This window comes from Micromonospora sp. ZG13 (genome assembly GCF_059359355.1).
Window position 1 is genome coordinate 649780 of the sequence record NZ_JCADBQ010000001.1, and the last position, 20353, is coordinate 670132.

The 20353-nt window shown below is 73.3% G+C and carries 18 protein-coding genes, 2 pseudogenes and 1 riboswitch; of the genes and pseudogenes, 13 read left to right on the forward strand and 7 right to left on the reverse strand.

The features are described 5' to 3' along the window. Positions 1-17 precede the first annotated feature (17 nt). The 7 genes from AC5L34_RS03155 (at position 18) to pstB (ending at position 7371) form a co-directional block, all read left to right on the forward strand. Entirely contained in the window at positions 18-737 is a 720-nt protein-coding gene (locus tag AC5L34_RS03155; RefSeq protein ID WP_197697787.1) for a winged helix-turn-helix transcriptional regulator, read from the forward strand. Between the two features lie 100 nt (positions 738-837). Beyond that, positions 838-1770 (forward strand): polysaccharide deacetylase family protein, encoded by a 933-nt coding sequence (locus AC5L34_RS03160; RefSeq protein ID WP_441176141.1) that lies wholly within the window; start codon positions 838-840, stop codon positions 1768-1770. 112 nt (positions 1771-1882) lie between these two features. Beyond that, positions 1883-2809 carry a mycothiol synthase gene (gene mshD, locus AC5L34_RS03165; protein ID WP_494823754.1) on the forward strand — a complete coding sequence of 309 codons (927 nt, stop codon included), beginning with the start codon at positions 1883-1885 and terminating at the stop codon, positions 2807-2809. Between the two features lie 429 nt (positions 2810-3238). Next, positions 3239-4345, forward strand: a complete 1107-nt coding sequence (gene pstS, locus AC5L34_RS03170) for a phosphate ABC transporter substrate-binding protein PstS (protein WP_357713442.1) — start codon at positions 3239-3241, stop codon at positions 4343-4345. Between the two features lie 52 nt (positions 4346-4397). After that, positions 4398-5489: a phosphate ABC transporter permease subunit PstC gene (gene pstC, locus AC5L34_RS03175; RefSeq protein WP_441176143.1), complete on the forward strand. Its 1092-nt coding sequence runs from the start codon at positions 4398-4400 to the stop codon at positions 5487-5489. Continuing rightward, positions 5486-6574, forward strand: a complete 1089-nt coding sequence (gene pstA / locus AC5L34_RS03180; RefSeq protein WP_441176144.1) for a phosphate ABC transporter permease PstA — start codon at positions 5486-5488, stop codon at positions 6572-6574. Before pstC ends, pstA begins: the two co-directional genes overlap by 4 nt. Positions 6575-6594: 20 nt before the next feature. After that, positions 6595-7371, forward strand: a complete 777-nt coding sequence (gene pstB / locus AC5L34_RS03185; RefSeq protein WP_494823755.1) for a phosphate ABC transporter ATP-binding protein PstB — start codon at positions 6595-6597, stop codon at positions 7369-7371. A gap of 110 nt (positions 7372-7481) precedes the next feature. On the opposite strand, the gene AC5L34_RS03190 is transcribed toward pstB, so the two are convergent. Continuing rightward, entirely contained in the window at positions 7482-8315 is an 834-nt protein-coding gene (locus AC5L34_RS03190) for an NUDIX hydrolase (RefSeq protein WP_441176146.1), read from the reverse strand. Between the two features lie 71 nt (positions 8316-8386). Here AC5L34_RS03190 and AC5L34_RS03195 point away from each other — a divergent pair, with 71 nt between their 5' ends. Beyond that, positions 8387-9355, forward strand: a complete 969-nt coding sequence (locus AC5L34_RS03195) for a Gfo/Idh/MocA family protein (protein WP_441176147.1) — start codon at positions 8387-8389, stop codon at positions 9353-9355. 45 nt (positions 9356-9400) lie between these two features. Here AC5L34_RS03195 and AC5L34_RS03200 read toward each other — a convergent pair whose 3' ends face one another. From AC5L34_RS03200 to AC5L34_RS03210, 3 genes are all read right to left on the reverse strand, one after another. Next, positions 9401-10405: an inorganic phosphate transporter gene (locus AC5L34_RS03200; RefSeq protein ID WP_088998169.1), complete on the reverse strand. Its 1005-nt coding sequence runs from the start codon at positions 10403-10405 to the stop codon at positions 9401-9403. 4 nt (positions 10406-10409) lie between these two features. Further along, entirely contained in the window at positions 10410-11036 is a 627-nt protein-coding gene (locus tag AC5L34_RS03205) for a DUF47 domain-containing protein (protein WP_088998168.1), read from the reverse strand. Between the two features lie 143 nt (positions 11037-11179). After that, positions 11180-12145, reverse strand: a complete 966-nt coding sequence (locus AC5L34_RS03210) for a PPK2 family polyphosphate kinase (RefSeq protein ID WP_494823756.1) — start codon at positions 12143-12145, stop codon at positions 11180-11182. Positions 12146-12489: 344 nt separating this feature from the next. On the opposite strand from AC5L34_RS03210, the gene sigJ reads away from it, so the two are divergent. Continuing rightward, entirely contained in the window at positions 12490-13446 is a 957-nt protein-coding gene (gene sigJ, locus AC5L34_RS03215; protein ID WP_441176149.1) for an RNA polymerase sigma factor SigJ, read from the forward strand. 106 nt (positions 13447-13552) lie between these two features. On the opposite strand, the gene AC5L34_RS03220 is transcribed toward sigJ, so the two are convergent. After that, entirely contained in the window at positions 13553-14059 is a 507-nt protein-coding gene (locus AC5L34_RS03220) for a DUF402 domain-containing protein (RefSeq protein ID WP_441176150.1), read from the reverse strand. A 66-nt stretch (positions 14060-14125) separates the two neighbouring features. Here AC5L34_RS03220 and AC5L34_RS03225 point away from each other — a divergent pair. Both AC5L34_RS03225 and AC5L34_RS03230 read left to right on the forward strand, forming a co-directional pair. After that, positions 14126-15549 (forward strand): annotated as a pseudogene (locus tag AC5L34_RS03225) (ATP-dependent DNA helicase); the annotation flags it as partial. A gap of 138 nt (positions 15550-15687) precedes the next feature. Next, a pseudogene (locus AC5L34_RS03230) lies at positions 15688-16383 on the forward strand (ATP-dependent DNA helicase); the annotation flags it as partial. 172 nt (positions 16384-16555) lie between these two features. Here AC5L34_RS03230 and AC5L34_RS03235 read toward each other — a convergent pair. Beyond that, positions 16556-17854, reverse strand: coding sequence for an AI-2E family transporter (locus tag AC5L34_RS03235; protein ID WP_494823757.1), 1299 nt, complete (start codon positions 17852-17854; stop codon positions 16556-16558). 158 nt (positions 17855-18012) lie between these two features. Here AC5L34_RS03235 and AC5L34_RS03240 point away from each other — a divergent pair, with 158 nt between their 5' ends. Together AC5L34_RS03240 and AC5L34_RS03245 are read left to right on the forward strand one after the other, a co-directional pair. Next, on the forward strand, positions 18013-18351 hold the full coding sequence (locus AC5L34_RS03240; protein WP_088998164.1) for a GroES family chaperonin: 339 nt from the start codon (positions 18013-18015) through the stop codon (positions 18349-18351). Positions 18352-18449: 98 nt separating this feature from the next. Continuing rightward, complete coding sequence (locus tag AC5L34_RS03245; RefSeq protein ID WP_165947924.1) at positions 18450-18617, forward strand: hypothetical protein; 168 nt, start codon at positions 18450-18452, stop codon at positions 18615-18617. Positions 18618-18680: 63 nt separating this feature from the next. Here the strand turns inward: AC5L34_RS03245 and AC5L34_RS03250 are convergent, their stop codons facing one another. Beyond that, complete coding sequence (locus AC5L34_RS03250; protein ID WP_494823758.1) at positions 18681-20171, reverse strand: PrsW family intramembrane metalloprotease; 1491 nt, start codon at positions 20169-20171, stop codon at positions 18681-18683. Between the two features lie 22 nt (positions 20172-20193). Then, positions 20194-20314: riboswitch (SAM riboswitch) on the forward strand. Positions 20315-20353: the final 39 nt, after the last annotated feature.

A 20353-nucleotide genomic window follows, 5' to 3' on the forward strand; every position in this document is an offset into this window, starting at 1 on the left:
CGGCCGCCGGGACGGAGGTGATCGTGGAGATCCTGCTGCTGGTGACCGCACGCGCAGGCGAACCGTCCGCAGTGTTGCCGGCGCTCGACCTGCTGCCGCACTCGGTCCGTACCGCGCCCCGCGACGTCCGCACCCTCGTCGCCGGCCCCAGTCCGGACGCGGTGCTGGTCGACGCCCGCTCCGAGCTGAGCGAGGCCCGGGCCACCTGCCGGATGCTGCACGCCACCGGCCTCGGGGTGCCGCTGGTCGCGGTGGTCACCGAGGCCGGCCTGATCGCGCTCAACGCCGACTGGGGCGTCGACGACGTCATCCTCGCCGCCGCCGGCCCGGCCGAGGTGGAGGCCCGGCTGCGGCTCGCTGTCGGGCGGCTGAGCAACGCCACCTCCGGGGCGGGCGGCTCGATCCGCGCCGGCGAGCTGACGATCGACCCGGACACCTACGCCGCGAAGCTCAAGGGCCGCCCGCTCGACCTCACCTACAAGGAGTTCGAGCTGCTGAAGTTCCTGGCCCAGCACCCGGGCCGGGTGTTCACCCGCGACCAGCTCCTGCGCGAGGTGTGGGGCTACGACTACTTCGGCGGCACCCGCACGGTCGACGTGCACGTCCGGCGGCTGCGGGCCAAGCTCGGCTCCGAATACGAGTCGATGATCGGCACGGTGCGGCAGGTGGGTTACAAGTTCGTCGTACCGCCCTCGCGGTCGCTGCCGGAGAGCGAGCACGCGCCCCTGCCGGTCTGACTTCCCGTTCCTTCGGGGACTGTTCCGCATATGCCCCTTTTGTGCAGCTCGTCGGCTCTATTCTGACTGCCGGGTTTGCGACTTACAAGGGGGCGACGGGGTGCGCATCGACCACGGGGGCGGCGGCGGATCGGCACGGACGGGCCAACTCTTCCGGGACGCCCCGGCGGCGCGCACCATCGGTCTCGTCGCGGTGGTGGTCGCCGCGCTGCTCGGCTCCGCGTACGCCCTCGGGCGCAGCCTGGTCCCCGACCCGCCGACCCGGTCCAGCGTGACCACCAGCGCCACCGGCCCGCACTACGCCGACCAGCCCCCGGCGGACGACGCCCCCCGCCGCACGCCGCAGGGCACGCCGGACCCCAGCCCGGCGGAGGCCGGCCAGGACGGCGGCACCGGCCCCGACGCGCCGCCGCCGTCGGGCCCGACGGACGGACCGTTCGGCACGCAGACCACCAGCGGCACCGCGCTGGTCGCGCTGACCTTCGACGACGGGCCGGACCCGCAGTACACCCCGCAGGTGCTCGCCCTGCTCCGCGAGCACCAGGTGCGGGCCACCTTCTGCGTGGTCGGCGAGAACGCGCAGCGCCACCCGGACCTGATCCGGGCCATCGCGGCCGATGGCCACACCCTGTGCAACCACAGCTGGAACCACGACGTCACCCTAGGCCGACGATCGCCCGCCGCCATCCGGACGGACCTGCTGCGCACCAGCGACGCGATCCGGGCCGCCGTGCCCGACGCGCCGATCGCGTACTACCGGCAGCCGGGCGGCGCCTGGACGGGGCAGGTGGTGTCGGTGGCCCAGGAGCTCGGCATGACGCCGCTGCACTGGACGGTGGACCCCTCGGACTGGGCGGCGCCGGGCGCCGGACGGATCGCGGCGACGGTCGTCGCGGGCGTCGTACCCGGATCGGTCGTGCTGCTGCACGACGCCGGCGGCGACCGACAGGGCACCGTGGACGCGTTGCACCGCATCCTGCCGGAGCTGACCAGCAGGTTCGAGGTGGAGGCGCTGCCCGACGGGGTGACGTGAGCCGGCCAGGCGGACGTTCGTACGGCGGCGGGGCCGGGGACGCTCGCCGGAAGCACCGCGCGAACGGCCCGAGCCCGGCGGCGCCGCGGGCCGCCCCGACTACGGTGATCCCATGAGCATTTCCGAAGCGAGCAGCGGCCGGGTGACCCGGGCCGAGCGCCTCAGCCCCACGGAGATCGCCGACGTGACGGCCCTCGCCCGGGTCGCCGGCGACGCGGACGGGGCGGACCCGTTCGACGAGCACGTCCTGCTGCGCCTCCGCGACCCGGACGCGCCGGCGGTGCACCTGACCGCCCGGGCGGACGACGGCACACTGGCCGGCTACGCGCACCTGGACACCACCGACGCGGCCACCGGGGTCGGCGTCGAACTGGTGGTGCACCCGGCCCACCGGCGGCGCGGCACGGGGCGGGCGCTGGCCCGGGGCGTCCTGGCGGCGGCCGACGGCCCGCTGCGGGTCTGGGCGCACGGCGACCACCCCTCGGCCGCCGCGCTCGCCGTCGACCTGGGCCTGCGCCGGGCCCGGGTGCTCTGGCAGCTGCGCCGGCCGCTGACCGCCCCGATCCCGGAGCACCCACTGCCGGACGGGGTGACGCTGCGCGCGTTCCGGCCCGGCGCCGACGACGAGGAATGGCTGGCGCTCAACGCGCGGGCCTTCGCCGAGCACCCCGAGCAGGGTCGCTGGTCCCCCGCCGACCTGCGCGTACGCCTCGACGAGCCGTGGTTCGACCCGGAGGGCTTCCTGCTCGCCGGCGACGGGGCGACCGGCCGGCTGCTCGGCTTCCACTGGACGAAGGTCCACGAGCGACCCGGCTCGGCCCGCATCGGCGAGGTCTACGTCCTCGGGGTGGACCCGTCGGCGCACCGTGGCGGGCTGGGCCGGGCGCTGACCGCGGCCGGCCTGGCGTACCTGCGGGACCGGCGGAACCTGGACCGGGTCATGCTCTACGTCGACGAGTCCAACACCGCGGCGGTGGCGCTCTACGAGCGGCTCGGCTTCGCCCGCTGGTCGGCGCACGTGAACTACCAGTCGGCCTGACGTCCACAGGGCCCGGGCCGCGGCGGCCCGGGCCCTCGCGCGCCACCTCGGAGCGCGTCACGTACCGCTCCGCGATCTGGCGCCTGCGCCCCGCGATGGAGGCCGCGCCTGTCCCGGCGCACGCCCACCCCGAGCCCGGGCCACGGCTCGCACCGCCCGTAGGGTCACCGTCGGTGACGGCGGCGTGCCCGCGAGATGGCGTCCTACCAGGAAAATCCGCATACTTCCGACAGTGGCATCTGAGTTCACTTAACGGACAACCCGCCCTCAGCGAGCGGTCATCTGCACTGCCGCACCTGTTCACTCCCCGTTCACTTCCGACCGGCGAACCGGCTACCTGGCGCTCCTAACTTTTGGATCAGCCGGTCAGCGCCGGCACCCCGGGCCCCAATCCGGGTGCGAAGTCAGACGTGAAGGGAAACCCCTCAGGTGAAGCTCCAGCGGCACGGCACTCTCGCCTGCCTCGCTCTTACCGCGACGCTCGCTCTCAGCGCATGCGGCTCGGACAACAACGAGCCCGCGAGCAGCGCCTCCGCCTCCGGGTCGGCCGCCGCCGCCGACTGCGCCACCGGCACGCTGAACGCCCAGGGCTCGTCGGCGCAGAAGAACGCGATGGACGAGTGGATCAAGGCGTACCAGCAGAAGTGCTCCGGTGCCAAGATCAACTATGAGCCGTCCGGCTCGGGCGCCGGCATCCAGGCCTTCATCGCCGGCACCGCCGACTTCGCCGGCTCCGACTCCGCCCTCAAGGAGGAGGAGCAGCCGCAGGCCAACGCCAAGTGCGTCGGCGGCGCGGCCATCAACCTGCCGATGGTGATCGGCCCGGTCGCCATCGCGTACAACGTCAACGGCGTGGACAACCTCCAGCTCAAGCCGGCCACCCTGGCGAAGATCTTCGCCGGCAAGGTGACCAAGTGGGACGACCCGGCGATCAAGGCGGACAACCCCGACGCCAAGCTGCCGTCGACCGCCATCAACGCGGTGCACCGCTCGGACTCGTCCGGCACCACCGACAACTTCACCGACTTCCTGACCAAGACCGCCGCGGCCGACTGGACCTTCGGCAAGGCCAAGGAGTGGAAGGCCCCGGGCGGCACCGGCGCGGCGAAGTCCGACGGCGTGGCCAGCGCCATCAAGAACCAGGACGGCACCATCGGCTACGTCGAGTGGTCGTACGCCGAGAACGGCGGCCTGAAGACCGCCAAGGTCGGCAACGGCGCGGGCGAGTTCGCCGAGCTGACCGCCGAGTCCGCCGGCAAGACCATCGCCGGCGCCGAGGTGGTCGGCCAGGGCGACGACCTGAAGATGAAGATCGACTACAACACCAAGGAGGCCGGGGCCTACCCGATCGTCCTGGTGACCTACGAGATCGTCTGCTCCAAGGGCCTCGCCGCCGACAAGCTCCCGCTGGTCAAGGGCTTCCTCGGCCACGCCGCGAGCACCGCGGGCCAGGCCGACCTGACCGAGCTCGGCTACGCCCCGCTGCCCGAGTCGGTCCGCGCCAAGGTCGAGGCCGCGGTCAAGAACCTCGCCTGAGCCGGCCGCCCCGACACCGCCACCACCACCTCAACTCGAAGCGAGCGAGCAGATGGGTGAAACCCCTCACCGCTCGGCCCACGCCGGCACCGGCGGGACCAGCGTGACCGAAGGTCACGACCGGCCCGCCGGTGCCTCGGCGCGTTCGGCCGAGGCACCAGTCAGCACCCGTACGCCGGGCGGAGCCGGGTTGGGCGGCGGCGGCGCGCTGCCCCGGGCCCGCGCGTTCGGCGCCGAACGGGCCTTCCGCGCCCTCACCCTGGGCGCCGGCACCGCCGTCCTCGTCGTCATCGCGGCGATCGCGGTCTTCCTGGTCGCCAAGGCGGTACCGGCGCTGCGGGCCAACACCGAGAGCTTCTGGACCTTCGAGGGCTGGTTCCCCAACGACGCGGACCCGAAGTTCGGCATCGGGGCGCTCGCCTTCGGCACCGTGCTCAGTTCCGCGCTGGCCCTGCTCATCGCGGTCCCGGTGGCCCTGGGCATCGCGCTCTACCTGTCCCACTACGCGCCGCGCCGGCTCGGCACCACGCTGGGCTTCCTGATCGACCTGCTGGCCGCGGTGCCGAGCGTCGTCTTCGGCCTCTGGGGCCGCGACGTCTTCATCAACCCGGTGCGGGACTTCTCCGCCTGGCTGAACACGTACTTCGGCTGGATCCCGATCTTCGGCGGCGACGGCCCCTTCGGGAAGTCCATCATGCTGGGCGCGCTGGTCCTGGCGATCATGGTGCTGCCGATCATCACCTCGCTCTCCCGCGAGGTGTTCATGCAGACCCCGACCGCCAACGAGGAGGCCGCCCTCGCCCTCGGCGCCACCCGCTGGGAGATGATCCGCACCGCCGTGCTGCCGTACGGCCGGCCCGGCATCGTCGCCGCGGTGATGCTCGGCCTGGGCCGGGCGCTCGGCGAGACCATCGCCCTGGCGATGACCCTCGGCATCACCTTCAACATCTCGTTCAACCTGATCGAGAGCGGCGGCAACACCATCGCCGCCAACATCGCCAACACGTTCGGCGAGGCGAACGACACGGGTCGGGGCGCGCTGATCGCCTCGGGTCTCGTGCTCTTCGCCATCACGCTGATCGTCAACATCACGGCACGGGCGATCATCCACCGCCGCCGGGAGTTCACGGAGTCGGCCGCATGACCACTACTGTCCCGTCGCACCGGACCCGTCCGCCCGCGCAGCCGCCCACCCTCAAGGCCCGGCGGCTGCCGAAGTACGCCGCGCCGGCCATCGCGGCAGCCGCCCTGCTGGTCGCCGCCGCGTTCGTGTACGGCACCGGCACCGGCGGTCCCGTGCTGGTCGTGGTGCTCGGCGCGCTGCTCTACCTGGCCGGCCTGTTCGCCGCCGCCAACAAGGTCGAGGGGCGGCGGTCGGCCCGCAACCGCACCTGGAGCGCGCTGATCCACTCGGCGTTCGTACTGGCCGTCCTGCCGCTGGCCTCGGTGGTCTGGACCCTGGTCAGCAAGGGCGCCGAGCGGCTGGACGCCGACTTCTTTCTCACCTCCATGAACAACATCGGCGCGCGGGACCCGAACGGCGGCGCGTACCACGCGATCGTCGGCACGCTCCAGCAGGTCGGCATCGCCGCCCTGATCACCGTCCCGCTCGGCATCCTCTGCGCGATCTACATCGTCGAGTACGGCCGGGGCCGGTTCGCCTTCACCATCCGGTTCTTCGTGGACGTGATGACGGGCGTCCCGTCGATCGTCGCCGGCCTGTTCGTGCTGGCGTTCTGGGTGCTGATCGTCTCGCCGTGGTTCAACGACGGGCGGCCCAGCTTCTCCGGCTTCGCCGCGGCGCTCGCCCTGAGCGTGCTGATGCTGCCCACCGTGGTCCGCTCCACCGAGGAGATGCTGCGTCTCGTCCCGGCGCCGCTGCGCGAGGGGGCGTACGCCCTCGGCGTGCCGAAGTGGAAGACCATCCTGCGGGTCGTGCTGCCGACCGCGCTGCCGGGCATCGTCACCGGCGTCATGCTCGCCATCGCCCGCGCGGCCGGCGAGACCGCCCCGGTGCTGCTCGTCGCCGGCGGCGGCGCGGCGATCAACTTCAACCCGTTCGAGAACAACCAGTCGTCGCTGGCCCTCTTCGTCTACCAGCAGGCCGGTGACGCGTCCCGGTACGCGCCGGCGCGGGCGTGGACGGCGGCACTCACCCTGGTCGCCCTCGTGCTGATCCTGACCGTCGCGGCGAAGCTGCTGGCCCGTCGCAACCGGCTCGGCCGATGAACCCCGGAGGTACCACCACCATGGCCAAGCGCATCGAAGCCTCGAACGTCACCGCCTACTACGGCACCTTCAAGGCGATCGAGAACATCAACCTGACGGTCGAGCCGAAGACGGTGACCGCCCTGATCGGCCCGTCCGGCTGCGGCAAGTCGACCTTCCTGCGGTCGATCAACCGGATGCACGAGGTGCTCCCCGGCGCCCGGGTCGAGGGCAGCCTCACCATCGACGACCAGGACATCTACGACCGGGACGTGGACGTCACCGCCGTCCGGCGCATGATCGGCATGGTCTTCCAGCGGCCGAACCCGTTCCCCACCATGAGCATCTTCGAGAACGTGGTGGCCGGGCTGCGGCTCAACGGGGTCCGCAGGAAGTCGATCCTGGAGGAGGCGGCCGAGAAGGCGCTGCGCTCGGCCAACCTCTGGGACGAGGTGAAGGACCGGCTCGGCAAGCCCGGCGCCGGCCTCTCCGGCGGTCAGCAGCAGCGGCTCTGCATCGCCCGGACCATCGCCGTCGAGCCGCAGGTGGTGCTGATGGACGAGCCCTGCTCGGCGCTCGACCCGATCTCCACGCTGGCCATCGAGGACCTGATGTTCCAGCTCAAGGACAAGTTCACGATCATCATCGTCACGCACAACATGCAGCAGGCCGCCCGCGTCTCGGACCGGACCGCCTTCTTCTCGATCGAGAAGACCGGCGACCCGGGCCGCCTCATCGAGTACGACAACACGCAGAAGATCTTCAGCAACCCCGGTGTGAAGAAGACCGAGGACTACATCACCGGCCGCTTCGGCTGACGCACGTCGAGAGGGCCTCCCCGCCGCGCTCGCACCGGCCGCTGCGGAGACCTTGGCGGAAGACGGCCCTTCCGGGGGCCGCCTTTCGCCAAGATCCGAAACGGTGCGGGTCAGGCCAGCACGAAGCGGGGCTCGCCGTCGTCGGGCTCGTCGAGCCGGGGGGTGACCGGGGTGGCCGCGTCCCGGGTGGCCGCGGCGCGGGCGACGCCGGCCAGGTCGCCGCCGGCCGCCACCTGGGACAGGCTCACCAGGGTGGGCGGGAGCATGGTCAGCTCGCCGGCCTCCGCCCGGGACAGGGCGTCCGCCGGGCGGGCCCACAGGGTGTGGTCGGCCTCGCCGGAGACGTCCCGGGTCCGCTGCCCCTCCGGCAGCAGGGCCACGAAGAAGTACGTGTCGAAGCGGCGCGGCTCGAACTCCGGCGTGATCCACCGGCTCCACGGCAGCAGCAGGTCGGACCGGAGGGTGAGCCCGCGCCGGGCGAGCAGGTCGGCGAAGCCGCCCCGGCGCTGCTCCAGCGCCACCCGGTCGGCCTCCCAGTCGTCACCGCTCACGTCGCCGACCACGGTCCGCGCGTCGGGGCCGGCGAGCAGGACCCCCGCCTCCTCGAAGACCTCCCGGGCGGCGGCGCAGACGACCGCCTGGGCGGCCTCGGGGGTCAGCCCCAGGCGCTCGCCCCAGCCGGCCGGCGTCGGCCCGGCCCAGTCCAGGTGCGCCTGCGAGTCCGAAGGGTCGACCCCGCCGCCGGGGAAGGCGTACATCCCGCCGAACGCCATCGCGGCGACCCGCCGGATCAGGTAGACCTCGAAGCCGTCGCCGGCGGGGCGGAGCAGCAGCACGGTGGCCGCGACCCGGGGCGCCGCCGGGGTGCCGCCCTCGGCGCGGAACCGGCGGGCGTGCTCCACGAGCGCCGGGGGTGCGGGGAAGCCGTCGGCGTCGATCGTCATGCGCCGAGCCTAGTTCCCGACGGGTGGATCGCCCCCGCCGCCGTCGGGTGATCTTCGCTAGCGTGGCCGACATGACTCGTTGGGGCATCCTGGCCACCGGCCACATCGCCGCCCGTTTCGCCGAGGACCTGCGGCTGGTGCCGGGCGCCGAACTCGCGGCGGTCGGCTCGCGTACCGCCGAGAGCGCGCAACGGTTCGCGGCCCGGCACGGCGTGCCGCGGGCGTACGCCTCCTGGGCGGAACTCGCCGCGGACGACGAGCTGGACGTCGTCTACGTCGCCACCCCGCACGCCGCGCACCACGAGGCGGCCATGACCTGCCTCTCGGCCGGCCGGGCCGTGCTGCTGGAGAAGCCGTTCACCCTCGACCTGGCGACCAGCGTCGAGCTGGTCGACACCGCCCGCGCGGCCGGGGTCTTCCTCATGGAGGCCATGTGGATGCGGACCAACCCGCTCGTACGCCGGCTCTGTGACCTGGTCGCGGACGGCGCGATCGGCACGGTGACCGGCGTGCGGGCCGACTTCGGGGTGGCCGGGCCGTTCCCGCCGGAGCACCGGATGCGGGCCCGCACGCTCGGCGGCGGCGCCCTGCTCGACCTCGGCGTCTACCCGGTCAGCCTGGCCCACCTGCTGCTCGGCGTGCCCGACCACGTCCGGTCCTGGGCGAAGCTCAGCCCGGAGGGGGTGGACGAGAACACCGGCATCGTCCTGGGCTACGACTCGGGCGCCGTCGCCACGCTGAGCTGCGGCATGGTCGGGGCCACCGCGCTGGACGCCTCGATCACCGGCACCACCGGCCGGATCGACCTGCCCGAGCCGTTCTTCCGCCCCGGCTCCGCGACCCTGCACCGGGCCGGCGCCGAGCCGGAGACGATCACCGACGAGCTGGTCGGCGGCGGCTACCAGTACGAGGCCGCCGAGGTCCAGCGGTGCCTCGCCGAGGGCCTGCCGGAGAGCCCGCTGGTCCCCCACGCCACCACGCTGGAGGTGATGGCGCTGCTCGACGGGATCCGCGCCCAGATCGGCGTCGACTACTCCTGACGCGGAAGGGGCACCTCGCCGACGAGGTGCCCCTTCTCCCGCACCTCAGCTGAACAGGGGCCGGACCAGGAAGTACATCAGGGCGCCGATCGAACCGGCGGCCGGGAAGGTCAGGATCCACGCGCCGACGATGTTGCCGGCCACGCCCCACCGGACGGCGGAGAGCCGCTTGGTGGCGCCGACGCCCATGATCGCCGAGGTGATCGTGTGGGTCGTCGAGATCGGCGCGCCGAGGACCAGCGCGTTGAAGTAGAGCACGCCGCTGGCCACGGTCTCGGCGGCGAAGCCCTCCGGCGGCCGGAGGTCGATGATCTTCCGGCCCAGGGTCCGGATGATCCGCCAGCCACCGGCGTACGTGCCGGCGGCCAGCACGGCCGCCGACGTCCAGAACGCCCACTCGGGGATGAAGCTGGGGTCGTCCTGGTAGCCGCCGACGTAGAGGGCGAGTACCACGATGCCGATGGTCTTGGCGGCGTCCTGCATGCCGTGGCCGACGGACATGGCGGCGGCGGACGCGGTCTGCGCCCAGCGGAAGCCCCGGTTGAGCCGGCCCGGGTGCCCCTTCCGGAAGATCCACTGCACGGCGATCATGACGATGTAGCCGAGCAGGAAGCCGACCATCGGGGAGAGGACCATCGGGATGATCACGCTCTCCCCGATGCCGGTCCAGAGCACGGTGCCGGACGCGGCGACGGTCGAGCCGACCAGGCCGCCGATCAGCGCGTGCGACGAGGACGACGGCAGGCCGAAGTACCAGGTCACCAGGTTCCAGACGATGGCGCCGATGACGCCCGCGAAGACGATGCCGAGGCTCGCTGTGCCGGTGGGCAGCTTCACCAGGCCGCTGCCGACGGTCTTGGCCACCTCGGCGCCGAAGTGGGCGCCGATGAAGTTGCCGACCGCCGCCATGGCCAGGGCCACCCGGGGTGTGAGCGCCCGTGTGGAGATGCTGGTCGCGATCGCGTTGGCAGCGTCGTGGAAGCCGTTGGTGTAGTCGAACGCCAGGGCCACCGCGATCACCGCCAGCACGGCGATGAGTTCGGGACTCACAGGATCAGGACTCCTTGACCGCGATGGTCTCGACGGTGTTCGCCACGTGCTCGAAGGCGTCGCAGGCGGCCTCCAGCTCGTCGGCGACCTCCTTCATCTTCAGCACGGTCAGGGCGTCGTACTCGCCGGAGAAGAGGCGGACCAGCAGCATCCGGTACACCTGGTCGCCGTCGTTCTCCAGCCGGTTGCACTCGATCCAGTAGTCCTCGAGGTCCTTCATCGACTTCAGGCGCGGCATCGCGTCGGCGGTCAGCTTCGCCTGGGCGTCCAGGACGTTGACCATCTCGTGCATCTCGCGGGGCAGCGAGGGAAGCTTGGTCAGGCCGTAGAGATAGAGCAGGTTCCCCACCGCTTCGAGGTGGTCCATCACGTCGTCCAGCAGCGACCCGAGCCGGTAGATGTCCTCCCGGTCGAACGGCGTGATGAAGGTCGAGTTGATCTTCTTGTACAGCTCGTGGGTGATCTGGTCGCTGTCGTGCTCCACCTCGGTGAGCCGCTCGCTGACCGACTGCACCTCCACCCCCGGCAGGGCCAGCTCGTTGAGCAGCTCGGTGCCCTTCACCAGGTTCTGTGCGGCCCTGGTGAAGAGCTCGTAGAAGGCGCCCTCGTTCGGGCGGAAGGAAAACTTCACAGCACGGACCTCGTCGTGTCGGTGGAAGGGTGGCGGCCGCCCGGAGGGTGCCCGCCTGGGAATGCTAGGAAACGACGAAAGCGGGAATTCGGCGGCCTCCCCCTGGTCAGACCGCATTCACCAGTCGTTCACCCGCCGTTCACCTACGACGTTCTCTCCGATCCCAGCAGCCGCTCCCGTTCGCGCCGGACGTCGAAACCGGCAGGCGGATACCCGAGATCGAGGGTGTCGAACGTCTCGCGGAGCAGGTGCGCGACGGCCCAGTCGCGGTACCACTTGCGGTCCGCCGGCACCACGTACCAGGGCGCGGCGTCCGTGCCGCACCGGCTCAGGGCTTCGGCGTACGCGGCCTGGTAGTCGTCCCAGCGGGCCCGGGCGTCGACGTCCGACGGATCGTACTTCCAGTGCTTGCGCGGCTCGTCCAGCCGCTCCAGCAGCCGCCGGCCCTGCTCCGCGTACGAGATGTGCAGCAGCACCTTCACCATGGTCACCCCGGCGTCGGCCTGCTCCCGCTCGAAGGCGTTGATCTCGTCGTACCTGGCCTGCCAGATCGGCTCGGGCACCAGCGACTCGACGCGCGCCACCAGGACGTCCTCGTAGTGCGACCGGTTGAAGACACCGACGTACCCGGGCGGCGGCAGCGCCCGTCGGATCCGCCACAGGAAGTCGTGCTGCAACTCCTCGGCCGTGGGCGGACCGAACGAGCGCACGTGCAGGCCGAGCGGATTCATCGCGCCGGCCACCCGCTTGATGGTGCCGTCCTTGCCACCGCAGTCCATCGCCTGGAGCACCAGCAGCACCCGACGCCCGCCGGTCGCACCGGCCCGGTCGGCGCCGCCGGCCGCAGCCGCCCCCTCGGCGCCGCCAGCCGACCCGTCCACGCCGGCAGCCGCGCCGACGGGTCGAGCCGACTGCCGGGCCTTGGCGTCGGCGAAGAGCATCTCCTGCTGCCCGCCCAGTTCCGCGCCGATCAGCGTGACCTGGCCACGGGCCCACTCCTTGCGCTGCGGGCCGGTCACCTCCTGCCCGGGCAGCCCGGGCGTCGACCGGGGATCGACCGCCCCGAGATCGACCGCCCCGCCGGGCGCCACCCGGAGCAACTCCCGCATCGTCCCTCCGACCGGCCCCACGACAGCATCGGCCCGACCCACGGCATCGCGGCCCACGCCGCTCCCCTCAACCCCTGGCATCTCAACCCCTCGCATCCCCGGATCATCACCCACATCCGCCCCACCCGCCCGCCAACCCCGCCCGCACCCCGGCCCCGGCCCGCGATCCTGGGGCCGGCGATCACGCACCCGCGGCGGGCGAAATCCCCTAGTCAGCCCGCTACGCGGGGCACCACGACTGCGTGATCGACCGCAGTCTTGGGGTGTGGGGGCCGGGGCGGGAGAATCGCGGGCGGGCGGGGCGGTACGTGCCCCGGCAGTGGAGCGGGGGCAGCGTGCGGGAGATGGTGACGGAGTTCGAGGCCGAGCGGGGGCGGCTGCTGGGCGTGGCGCACCGGATGTTGGGCAGCCGCAGCGAGGCCGAGGACGCCGTGCAGGAGACGTGGCTGCGGTACGCCAGCGCGCTCGCCGACCCGGCGGCCCGCGCCGAGATCCGGCACCTCGGCGCCTGGCTGACCACCACCTGCGCCCGGATCTGCCTGGACGTGCTCCGCTCGGCGCGGGTACGGCGGGAGGCGTACCCCGGCCAGTGGCTGCCGGAGCCGGTGGTGACGCCGCTCGACCAGGGCCCGCGTCCCGACGGCTTCGCGCCCGACCCCGCGGAGCGGGCGGTCCGCGCCGATCAGGTCGGCACCGCCCTGCTGGTGGTGCTGGAACGCCTCGCACCGGAGCAGCGGGTGGCCTTCGTGCTGCACGACGTCTTCGCCGTGCCGTTCTCCCAGATCGCCGAGGTGCTCGGCACGACCGACGCCGCCGCCCGTCAGCTCGCCTCCCGGGCCCGCCGGGCGGTGCACGCGCCCGACGCGCCCCGGCACACCGCCGACGCGGTCGAGCAGCGTCACGTGCTCGCCGCCTTCGTGACCGCCGTCGAGTCGGGCGACCTTGCCGCGCTGGTACGGGTGCTCGCCCCGGACGTGGTCGCCATCGGTGACAGCGGCGGCCACTTCCCGGCGGCCCGGCGGCCGGTGCTCGGTGCCGACGCGGTGGCCCGCTTCCTGCTGGGCCTGTTCGGGCGTGCCGGACGCTACGGCGGGACGCTGCGCGCCCGTCGGGTGCTCGTCGACGGCGTCGAGGGCCTGCACCTGGAGACCCGGCACTCGGACGGCCGGCCGCTGCGGGTGGTGGCCGCCCTCGCGGTGGACGAGGGCCACGTGACCGGGGTCTTCCACCAGCTGAATCCGGAGAAGCTGGGCGACCTGCCGCCGCTGACGGAGGAGGACGGCTGGCCGCCGCGCTGGTGACACCCGGCGGTTCCCCGCCACGGCGGGCCGCGCGCCGCCAGATCCGGTGACACCGGCGGTTCCGCCGCCGATGTCGGTCGCGCCGGTAGGCCGGCCGCGCCGACGGTCAGAGCACCAGGGCCAGCCACTTGCGGTACGACGTGGCGAACGGCTCGGTGCCGTCGCCCAGTGCGTCGAGGAGCCACCGGGCCGCCGCCTCGGCCTGCGTCACCACGTCGTCGGGGTAGCCGAAGCGGGCCCGGTGCTCGGCGAACTCGTCCTCGTCGCGCAACTCCACCACGCCGGTGGTCCGGCGACGCACCACGTCGAGGTCGAGGTCGATGAGGTGGACGGTGTCGTCGTTCTCCCAGCGGGCCGGGCTGGCGATGTCGCAGTAGACCTCACTGGTGCGCGGCGGGGGGTTGAACATGCCGGTCCACCAGGCGTGATGCGGCACCAGGAGGACGAACGGGATCTGCTCCACCGACGGCCGGCCATGGTAGACGGACCTCGTGCCCTGGGTCACTCCGAGCCAGACGCCGAGGTCGTCCTCGGCGAGGCGGCGGGCCGGGTAGTCACGGTGGGCGCTGCCGTCGTACTTGCGGTAGATCACGCGGACCACGTCGCTCGGCATGAGTCGCACCCTAACCGATACCGCCCATCGGTCGCCGTACGGAAGTAACCGGACGCGGTCGGCGGGAGACCGTACCGTGACGACGCCACGTCCGGATCGGCGCGGCCGGTGTCGGGGACGGCGGGTACCGTCGCACGGTGACTCCGCGCCTCGCCACCGGTTCCGCCGCCCCCTCGCCCCGCACCGGAGGCCGACGGCGGGGCGCCCGGCCGAGCGGGGTGGAACTGCTCGCCGCCGCGGTCGGCGCGGTGCCCGGCGGGGCGGCGCGGCCCGGCCAGCAGCAGATGGCGACGGCCATCGAGGAGTGCGTGCAGGCGCGGGAGCACCTGCTGGTGCAGGCCGGCACGGGCACCGGCAAGTCACTGGCCTACCTGACGCCCGCGCTGACCGTGGACGGGCCGGTGGTGGTCTCCACGGCCACCCTGGCGTTGCAGTCCCAACTGGTCGATCACGACCTGCCCCGGCTCGCCGACGCCGTGGAGCCGGTGCTCGGCCGGCGGCCCACGTTCGCGGTGCTCAAGGGGCGGCACCACTACCTCTGCCTGGCCCGGCTGGACAACTCCACCGAGGACGAGCCGGAGGACACGCTCTTCGACGCCCCGGCCACGCGCCCCGGCGGCGGCACCAAGTGGCTCGGCGAGGCTGGACGGCTCGGCAAGCAGGTCCAGCGGCTGCGCGACTGGGCGGAGAAGACCGACACCGGCGACCGGGACGAGCTGGACCCGGGCGTCGACGACCAGGCCTGGCGGCTGGTCTCCATGCCGGCCCGGGAGTGCGTCGGCGCGTCCCGCTGCCCGTTTGGCGCGGAGTGCTTCGCCGAGGCGTCGCGGGCCCGCGCGCGGGAGGCCGACATCGTGGTCACCAACCACAGCCTGCTCGCGGTGGACATGCTCGCCGGCCGGCACATCGTGCCCCCGCACAAGCTGCTCATCGTCGACGAGGCACACGAGCTGGCCGACCGGGTCTCCTCGGCGGCGCAGGCCGAGCTGGTGCCGGAGCTGATCGACCGCTCAGCGAAGCGGGCCCGCCCGCTGCTGCGGCCGGACGTCGCCGAGTCGCTGACCGCAGCCGGCGACGCCCTGGCGGTCGGGCTGGCCGAGGCGCCGGCCGGGCGGATCACCTCGGGGCTGCCGTCCGTGCTGCGCGAGGCGTGCACCCTGCTGGACGCGGCCACCCGGGCGGCGCTCGACGCGATCGGCGAGGTCAAGTCCGACGACCCGGACCCGGTGCGCAAGCAGCAGGCCAAGGCGGTGCTCGACGAGCTCTCCGCCACCGCGCAGCGGCTGCTGGAGGAGGCCGACCACGACGTCGCCTGGGTGGAGAAGAACGACAACACCGGTCGCCGGGCGCTGGTGGTCGCGCCGCTCTCGGTCGCCGGCACGCTCGCCACCCACCTGTACGACGAGCGCACGGTGGTCGCCACCTCGGCGACGCTGACGCTGGGCGGCCGGTTCGACACGGTGGCCCGGGCGCTGGGCCTGGAGGCGCCCCCGGCCGACCCGCCGTCCCCGGCCGCCGCCGCCCTGGCCGCCCGTTCCGCCGGCCGCACCGGCGCCGCCGCACCGGCACGAGGCACCGGACCGTCCGAAGGCGGCACGGCGCAGGACGGCACCGCACAGGGTGGCGCGGCGGGGGCACCGGCGACCTCGGGGCCGGGCTGGCGCTCCCTCGACGTCGGCTCGCCGTTCGACTACGGCCGGCAGGGCATCCTGTACGTCGCCGCGCACCTGCCCCGACCCAGCGTCTCCGGGCTGCCCGACGCGGCCGGCGAGGAACTGCTGACGCTGGTCACCGCGCTCGGCGGGCGTACGCTCGGCCTCTTCTCCTCCCGGCGGGCCGCGCAGCAGGCGGCGGAGCTGCTGCGCGCGCGGACCGACCTGCCCGTCCTGCTCCAGGGCGAGGAGGCCCTGCCGCTGCTGGTACGCCGGTTCCGGGAGGAGAAGTCCAGCTGCCTGTTCGGGGTGATGTCGCTCTGGCAGGGGGTCGACGTGCCGGGCGACTCCTGCCAGCTGGTGGTCATCGACCGGCTGCCCTTCCCCCGGCCGGACGAGCCGCTGGCGGCGGCGCGGGCCGCCGCGGTGGACGCCGGCGGCGGGTCGGGTTTCGCGGCGGTCAGCGTGCCGATCGCCGCGATCCGGCTGGCCCAGGGTGTGGGTCGGTTGATCCGGTCGACGGGCGACAAGGGCGTGGTGGCGGTGCTCGACTCGCGCCTGGAGACCGCCCGGGGCTACGGGGCGTTCCTGCGCCGGTCGCTGCCGCCGTTCTGGTACACCACCCGGCCGGAGGTCGCCCGCGGCGCCCTCGAACGCCTCGCCAGGTCCTGACCGGCGCGACCCGTCCCGTCGGCCTCGACCCGCCCCGTCGGCCGGGGCCTGCGACGGCGAGCGGGCGGCCTCCCCGCCTCGTCGGCCCGGGCCTGCGACGGCGAGAGGGCGGCCTCCCGGCTCGGGAGACCGCCCTCTCGGCGGTTGTGCGGATCGCGCCCGGGGCGCGGGGTCAGGGCGCCTGGGAGGCGACGACGACGGCGTCGGGCGGGGTGTCCGGGACGGTACGGGCGGCGAGCCGGCGCACGGCCGTGTTGAGCACGGCGATCAGCGGCACCGACACCAGCGCGCCGGTGATCCCGGCGAGGACCACGCCGGCCGCGATGCCGATGATGACCGCGAGCGGGTGGATGGCCACCGCCCGGCCCATGATCAGCGGCTGGAGGAGGTGTCCCTCCACCTGCTGCACCCCGATCACGGCGCCGAGGATGATCAGCGCCGTCACCGGGCCGCTGTCCACCAGCGCGACCAGGACCGCGACCACGCCCGACAGGGTCGCTCCGACGATCGGGATGAACGCCCCGAGGAAGACCAGGGCGGCGAGCGGGAAGGCGAACGGGATGTCGAAGATGACGAGGAAGATGCCGATGCCGACCGCGTCGATGAAGGCGACCAGCACGGTCGCCCGGACGTAGGCGACCAGCGTCGCCCAGGACGCCCGCCCGGCGTCGTCGACCTTCCAGCGGGCGGCGACCGGCAGCAGCCGGACCAGGAAGCGCCAGATCTTGTTGCCGTCGCGCAGGAAGAAGAAGGTGGCGAAGAGCACCAGCAGCGTGCCGGTCAGCACCTCAGCCAGCGTGGCGGCCGTGGAGAGGGCGCCGCTGGTGAACCTCTCGGTGTTGTTGTTGATCCACTTCTGGCCCTCGTCGATGTAGTTGTCGAGCTGGCCGTCGGAGAGGTGCAGCGGCCCGGTCTTCAGCCAGTCCTGGATCTGCCGGACGCCCTCGGAGGACTTCTTGCTCAGCTCCGGCACGCCCTGGATGAACTCGTTCACCACCAGGGTCAGCGTGCCGATCACCCCGGCCAGGCCGCCCACCAGCACCACCGCCGTCGCCATGGACCGCGGGAAGCGGGCCCGCAGCAGCCAGCCGACCGCCGGCGCGAGCAGCGCCGAGAGCAGCAGTGCGACGGCCAGCGGGATGACCACGATCCGGACGGTGCCGACGATCTTCAACAGCGCCCAGGCGACGACGCCGATCACGATCAGCCGCCAGGACCACGCGGCGGCGATCCGCAACGCGTGCGGCACGTCCGCGTCGTCGCGGCTGGAGGTGGAGTTGTGCATGGCACCGGGCGGCGGGGCGCCGACCACGGTCGCGGACGGCGCAGCCGCCGGTCCGGGGGACGTCGGCGAGGCCACGCCGGCCGGTTCGGGGACGTCGGCCGGGTCCACGCGGCGGGCGCGCGCCGACTCCCGGCCCGACTCGTACGCGCGACGGAGCCGTCCGCGTATCTGCTCGAAGCGGCTCAAGCGCACCTCCTGGCAAGAGAACCGGCCCGCCCATGCCGATGGGCGGACAGGATACGTCCGACGACGCCACCGTAGGGCAGGTCCGCCACACATTGCCCCCGGCCCCCGGCGCGTAACCGCCCACGGCCGACCGACCGGGACACGGTAGCGTTTCCGGCGTGACCGCCGACCAGAATCTCGACTCCGGGCTGCCGATCCGCCTGCTGCACGACCGCGTGCTGGTGCGGATGGAGGGCAGCGAGGGTGAGCGACGCTCGACCGCCGGCATCGTGATCCCGGCGACCGCCGCCGTGGGCAAGCGCCTGGCCTGGGCCACCGCCGTGGGGGTGGGGCCGAACGTACGCGCCATCGTCTCGGGCGACCGGGTCCTCTTCGACCCCGACGACCGCTCCGAGGTCGAGTTGCACGGCCGCGGGTACGTACTGCTGCGCGAGCGCGACGTGCACGCCGTGGCCGCCGAGCGGGTGGAGAACGACTCCACCGGCCTCTACCTCTGATCCCGTCCCCTCCCCACCCGCCCGGATGAGGGCGTCGGTGCCGTTTGCGTCGCTCCCGGCCGGGAAGCCAGCCGCACCACCGGCCCTGGGGAGGGACGATGCCGGTACTCGTGAAGAAGATTCTGCTCTGGGGGAGCGTCGCGTTCCTGATCTACTTCATGGCCTTCCGGCCGGAGGGCGCGGCGGAGATGTTCAAGGCGATCGGAGCGGGACTGATGGCGATGGCGCAGGGCCTCGGTGACTTCCTCACCAGCCTGATGACCTGACGACCGGGGCCGGCCCGAGCGGGGCGGCCCCGGTAGCGGGTCCGGGGGCCCCGGGCGTCCGCGTCAGTGGTGGCCGGGGGGCCACGGCGCCGGCGGGCGCTGGCCGTACCAGCCGGGCGGGCCGTACCAGCCGGCCGGGGGCGGCGGGGGAGACGCGACGAGCACCACCGGGATCGGCACGACGGGCTCGTCCGGCGCCTCGACCGAACGCTGCGTGCCGTCCGGGAAGCGCAGGTGGTAGCGCTGCCCGTCCCAGATCCCCACCGGCACCTGCGGGTCCCGGCCCACGAAGAACGACCGGTACGCGCCGATCGCCTCCAGCAGTTCCCGTTCCTCCCGCGCGGTCCGCTCCCGGTCGGCCGGGCGCCGGTCCAGGCCGCGTAGCGCGCCGTCGCGCAGCAGCGCCAGCCGGGTAGCCGCGAACTGGTAGCCGCGCATCGCCTTCAGCCCGCCGTCGCCGGCCACCCGCTTGGCCCACACCCGGGCCGCGTGCCGCCGTCCCAGGCTGCTCAGCGCCGCCACCTCCGGCGGGGTGAGCCAGCCCGCCCGGACGTAGTCCGGCAGGGTCCGCTCGGTGAGCCGCCCCTCCCAGGCCCGTAGCCACACGGCGAGCCCGACCATGCCGAAGAAGACCGGCACCATCACGCCGATGAAGCCGTACAGCATGATCAGCGTCTCGCCGGTGGCCTGGGTGAGCGTCGGCAGCAGGTTCCACAGCCCGTGCAGCATCATCGCCAGGAGCAGGCCGGCGAGCGGGGCGAGCACCCGCACCCACCGGTCGGCGGCGCGCGCGGCGATGCCCAGCCCCACCCCGGTCATCGAGGTGAAGAGCGGGTGGGCGAAGCCGAAGAGCAGGATCCGGACGATGAAGATGGCGATGACCTGCTGGGTGCCGGTCGCCGGCCCGTACCGCTCCACGCCGCTGGCGTAGCCGTAGCCGCCCAGGTAGAGGATGTTCTCCACCATGGCGAACCCGACCGCGGAGAGCCCGCAGTAGACCAGGGCGTCGGTGATCCCGGAGATCTCGCGACGGCGGAAGATCAGCAGCAGGATCGGCCCGAGGGCCTTGGTCAGCTCCTCGATGAACGGCGCCACCAGCACCGCGGTCAGCGCGGTGGGCAACCCCCAGTCCTCGAACAGCCCGGCGGAGAACTCGTTGACGGTCAGCGAGGCCGCAGTGGAGACGAACGCGCCCCAGGCGAAGCAGAAGATCAGGTACTTGAGGGGTTCTGGCTCGTAGCGGTCCAGCCAGAGGAAACAACCCACCAGCACCGGCACCGGGAGGATCGCGGCGACCACGCCGATCAACAGCGCCTCGACGCCGAGGTTCTCCCCCAGCGTGAAGACCATGAACAGCGCGCACGCCGCGATGAACAGGACGGTGCCGGCCAGCACCAGGGCCCGACGCCACCCCAGCCGACGCAGCGGCATCCGGGGCCCGGCCCCGCCGGGCGGCGGAACGGCGGGCGCGGTCGGCGACGGCAGGGACGCGCCGGGCGGGGTGTCGGCCATGCGGTCAGCGTAGCCATCCCGGGCCGGCTGGTCCGGTCGCATCGACCCGGCTATGCTGCCGGCAGGTCACGAGCGCCAGCGTCAAGCCCCGGCTTGCTGGCCGGCAACCCTCGTCGAGTTCGCGGTGGGGTGCCCCGGGTGATGACCGGGCCCGGCCCGATCCGCGCGCCGGGCAAGCGCGGACCCCGCCCGTGTGCGCCCACCCGGGGTCCTGGACCCCGGAG

Bases quoted from the DNA above. Each gene is read 5' to 3' on its own strand.
- mshD (WP_494823754.1), top strand. From the start codon at position 1,883: ATGAGCATTTCCGAAGCGAGCAGCGGCCGGGTGACCCGGGCCGAGCGC.
- pstC (WP_441176143.1), top strand. From the start codon at position 4,398: ATGGGTGAAACCCCTCACCGCTCGGCCCACGCCGGCACCGGCGGGACC.
- pstA (WP_441176144.1), top strand. From the start codon at position 5,486: ATGACCACTACTGTCCCGTCGCACCGGACCCGTCCGCCCGCGCAGCCG.
- pstB (WP_494823755.1), top strand. From the start codon at position 6,595: ATGGCCAAGCGCATCGAAGCCTCGAACGTCACCGCCTACTACGGCACC.
- AC5L34_RS03190 (WP_441176146.1), bottom strand. From the start codon at position 8,315: ATGACGATCGACGCCGACGGCTTCCCCGCACCCCCGGCGCTCGTGGAG.
- AC5L34_RS03195 (WP_441176147.1), top strand. From the start codon at position 8,387: ATGACTCGTTGGGGCATCCTGGCCACCGGCCACATCGCCGCCCGTTTC.
- AC5L34_RS03210 (WP_494823756.1), bottom strand. From the start codon at position 12,145: ATGCGGGAGTTGCTCCGGGTGGCGCCCGGCGGGGCGGTCGATCTCGGG.
- sigJ (WP_441176149.1), top strand. From the start codon at position 12,490: ATGGTGACGGAGTTCGAGGCCGAGCGGGGGCGGCTGCTGGGCGTGGCG.
- AC5L34_RS03220 (WP_441176150.1), bottom strand. From the start codon at position 14,059: ATGCCGAGCGACGTGGTCCGCGTGATCTACCGCAAGTACGACGGCAGC.
- AC5L34_RS03245 (WP_165947924.1), top strand. From the start codon at position 18,450: ATGCCGGTACTCGTGAAGAAGATTCTGCTCTGGGGGAGCGTCGCGTTC.
- AC5L34_RS03250 (WP_494823758.1), bottom strand. From the start codon at position 20,171: ATGCGACCGGACCAGCCGGCCCGGGATGGCTACGCTGACCGCATGGCC.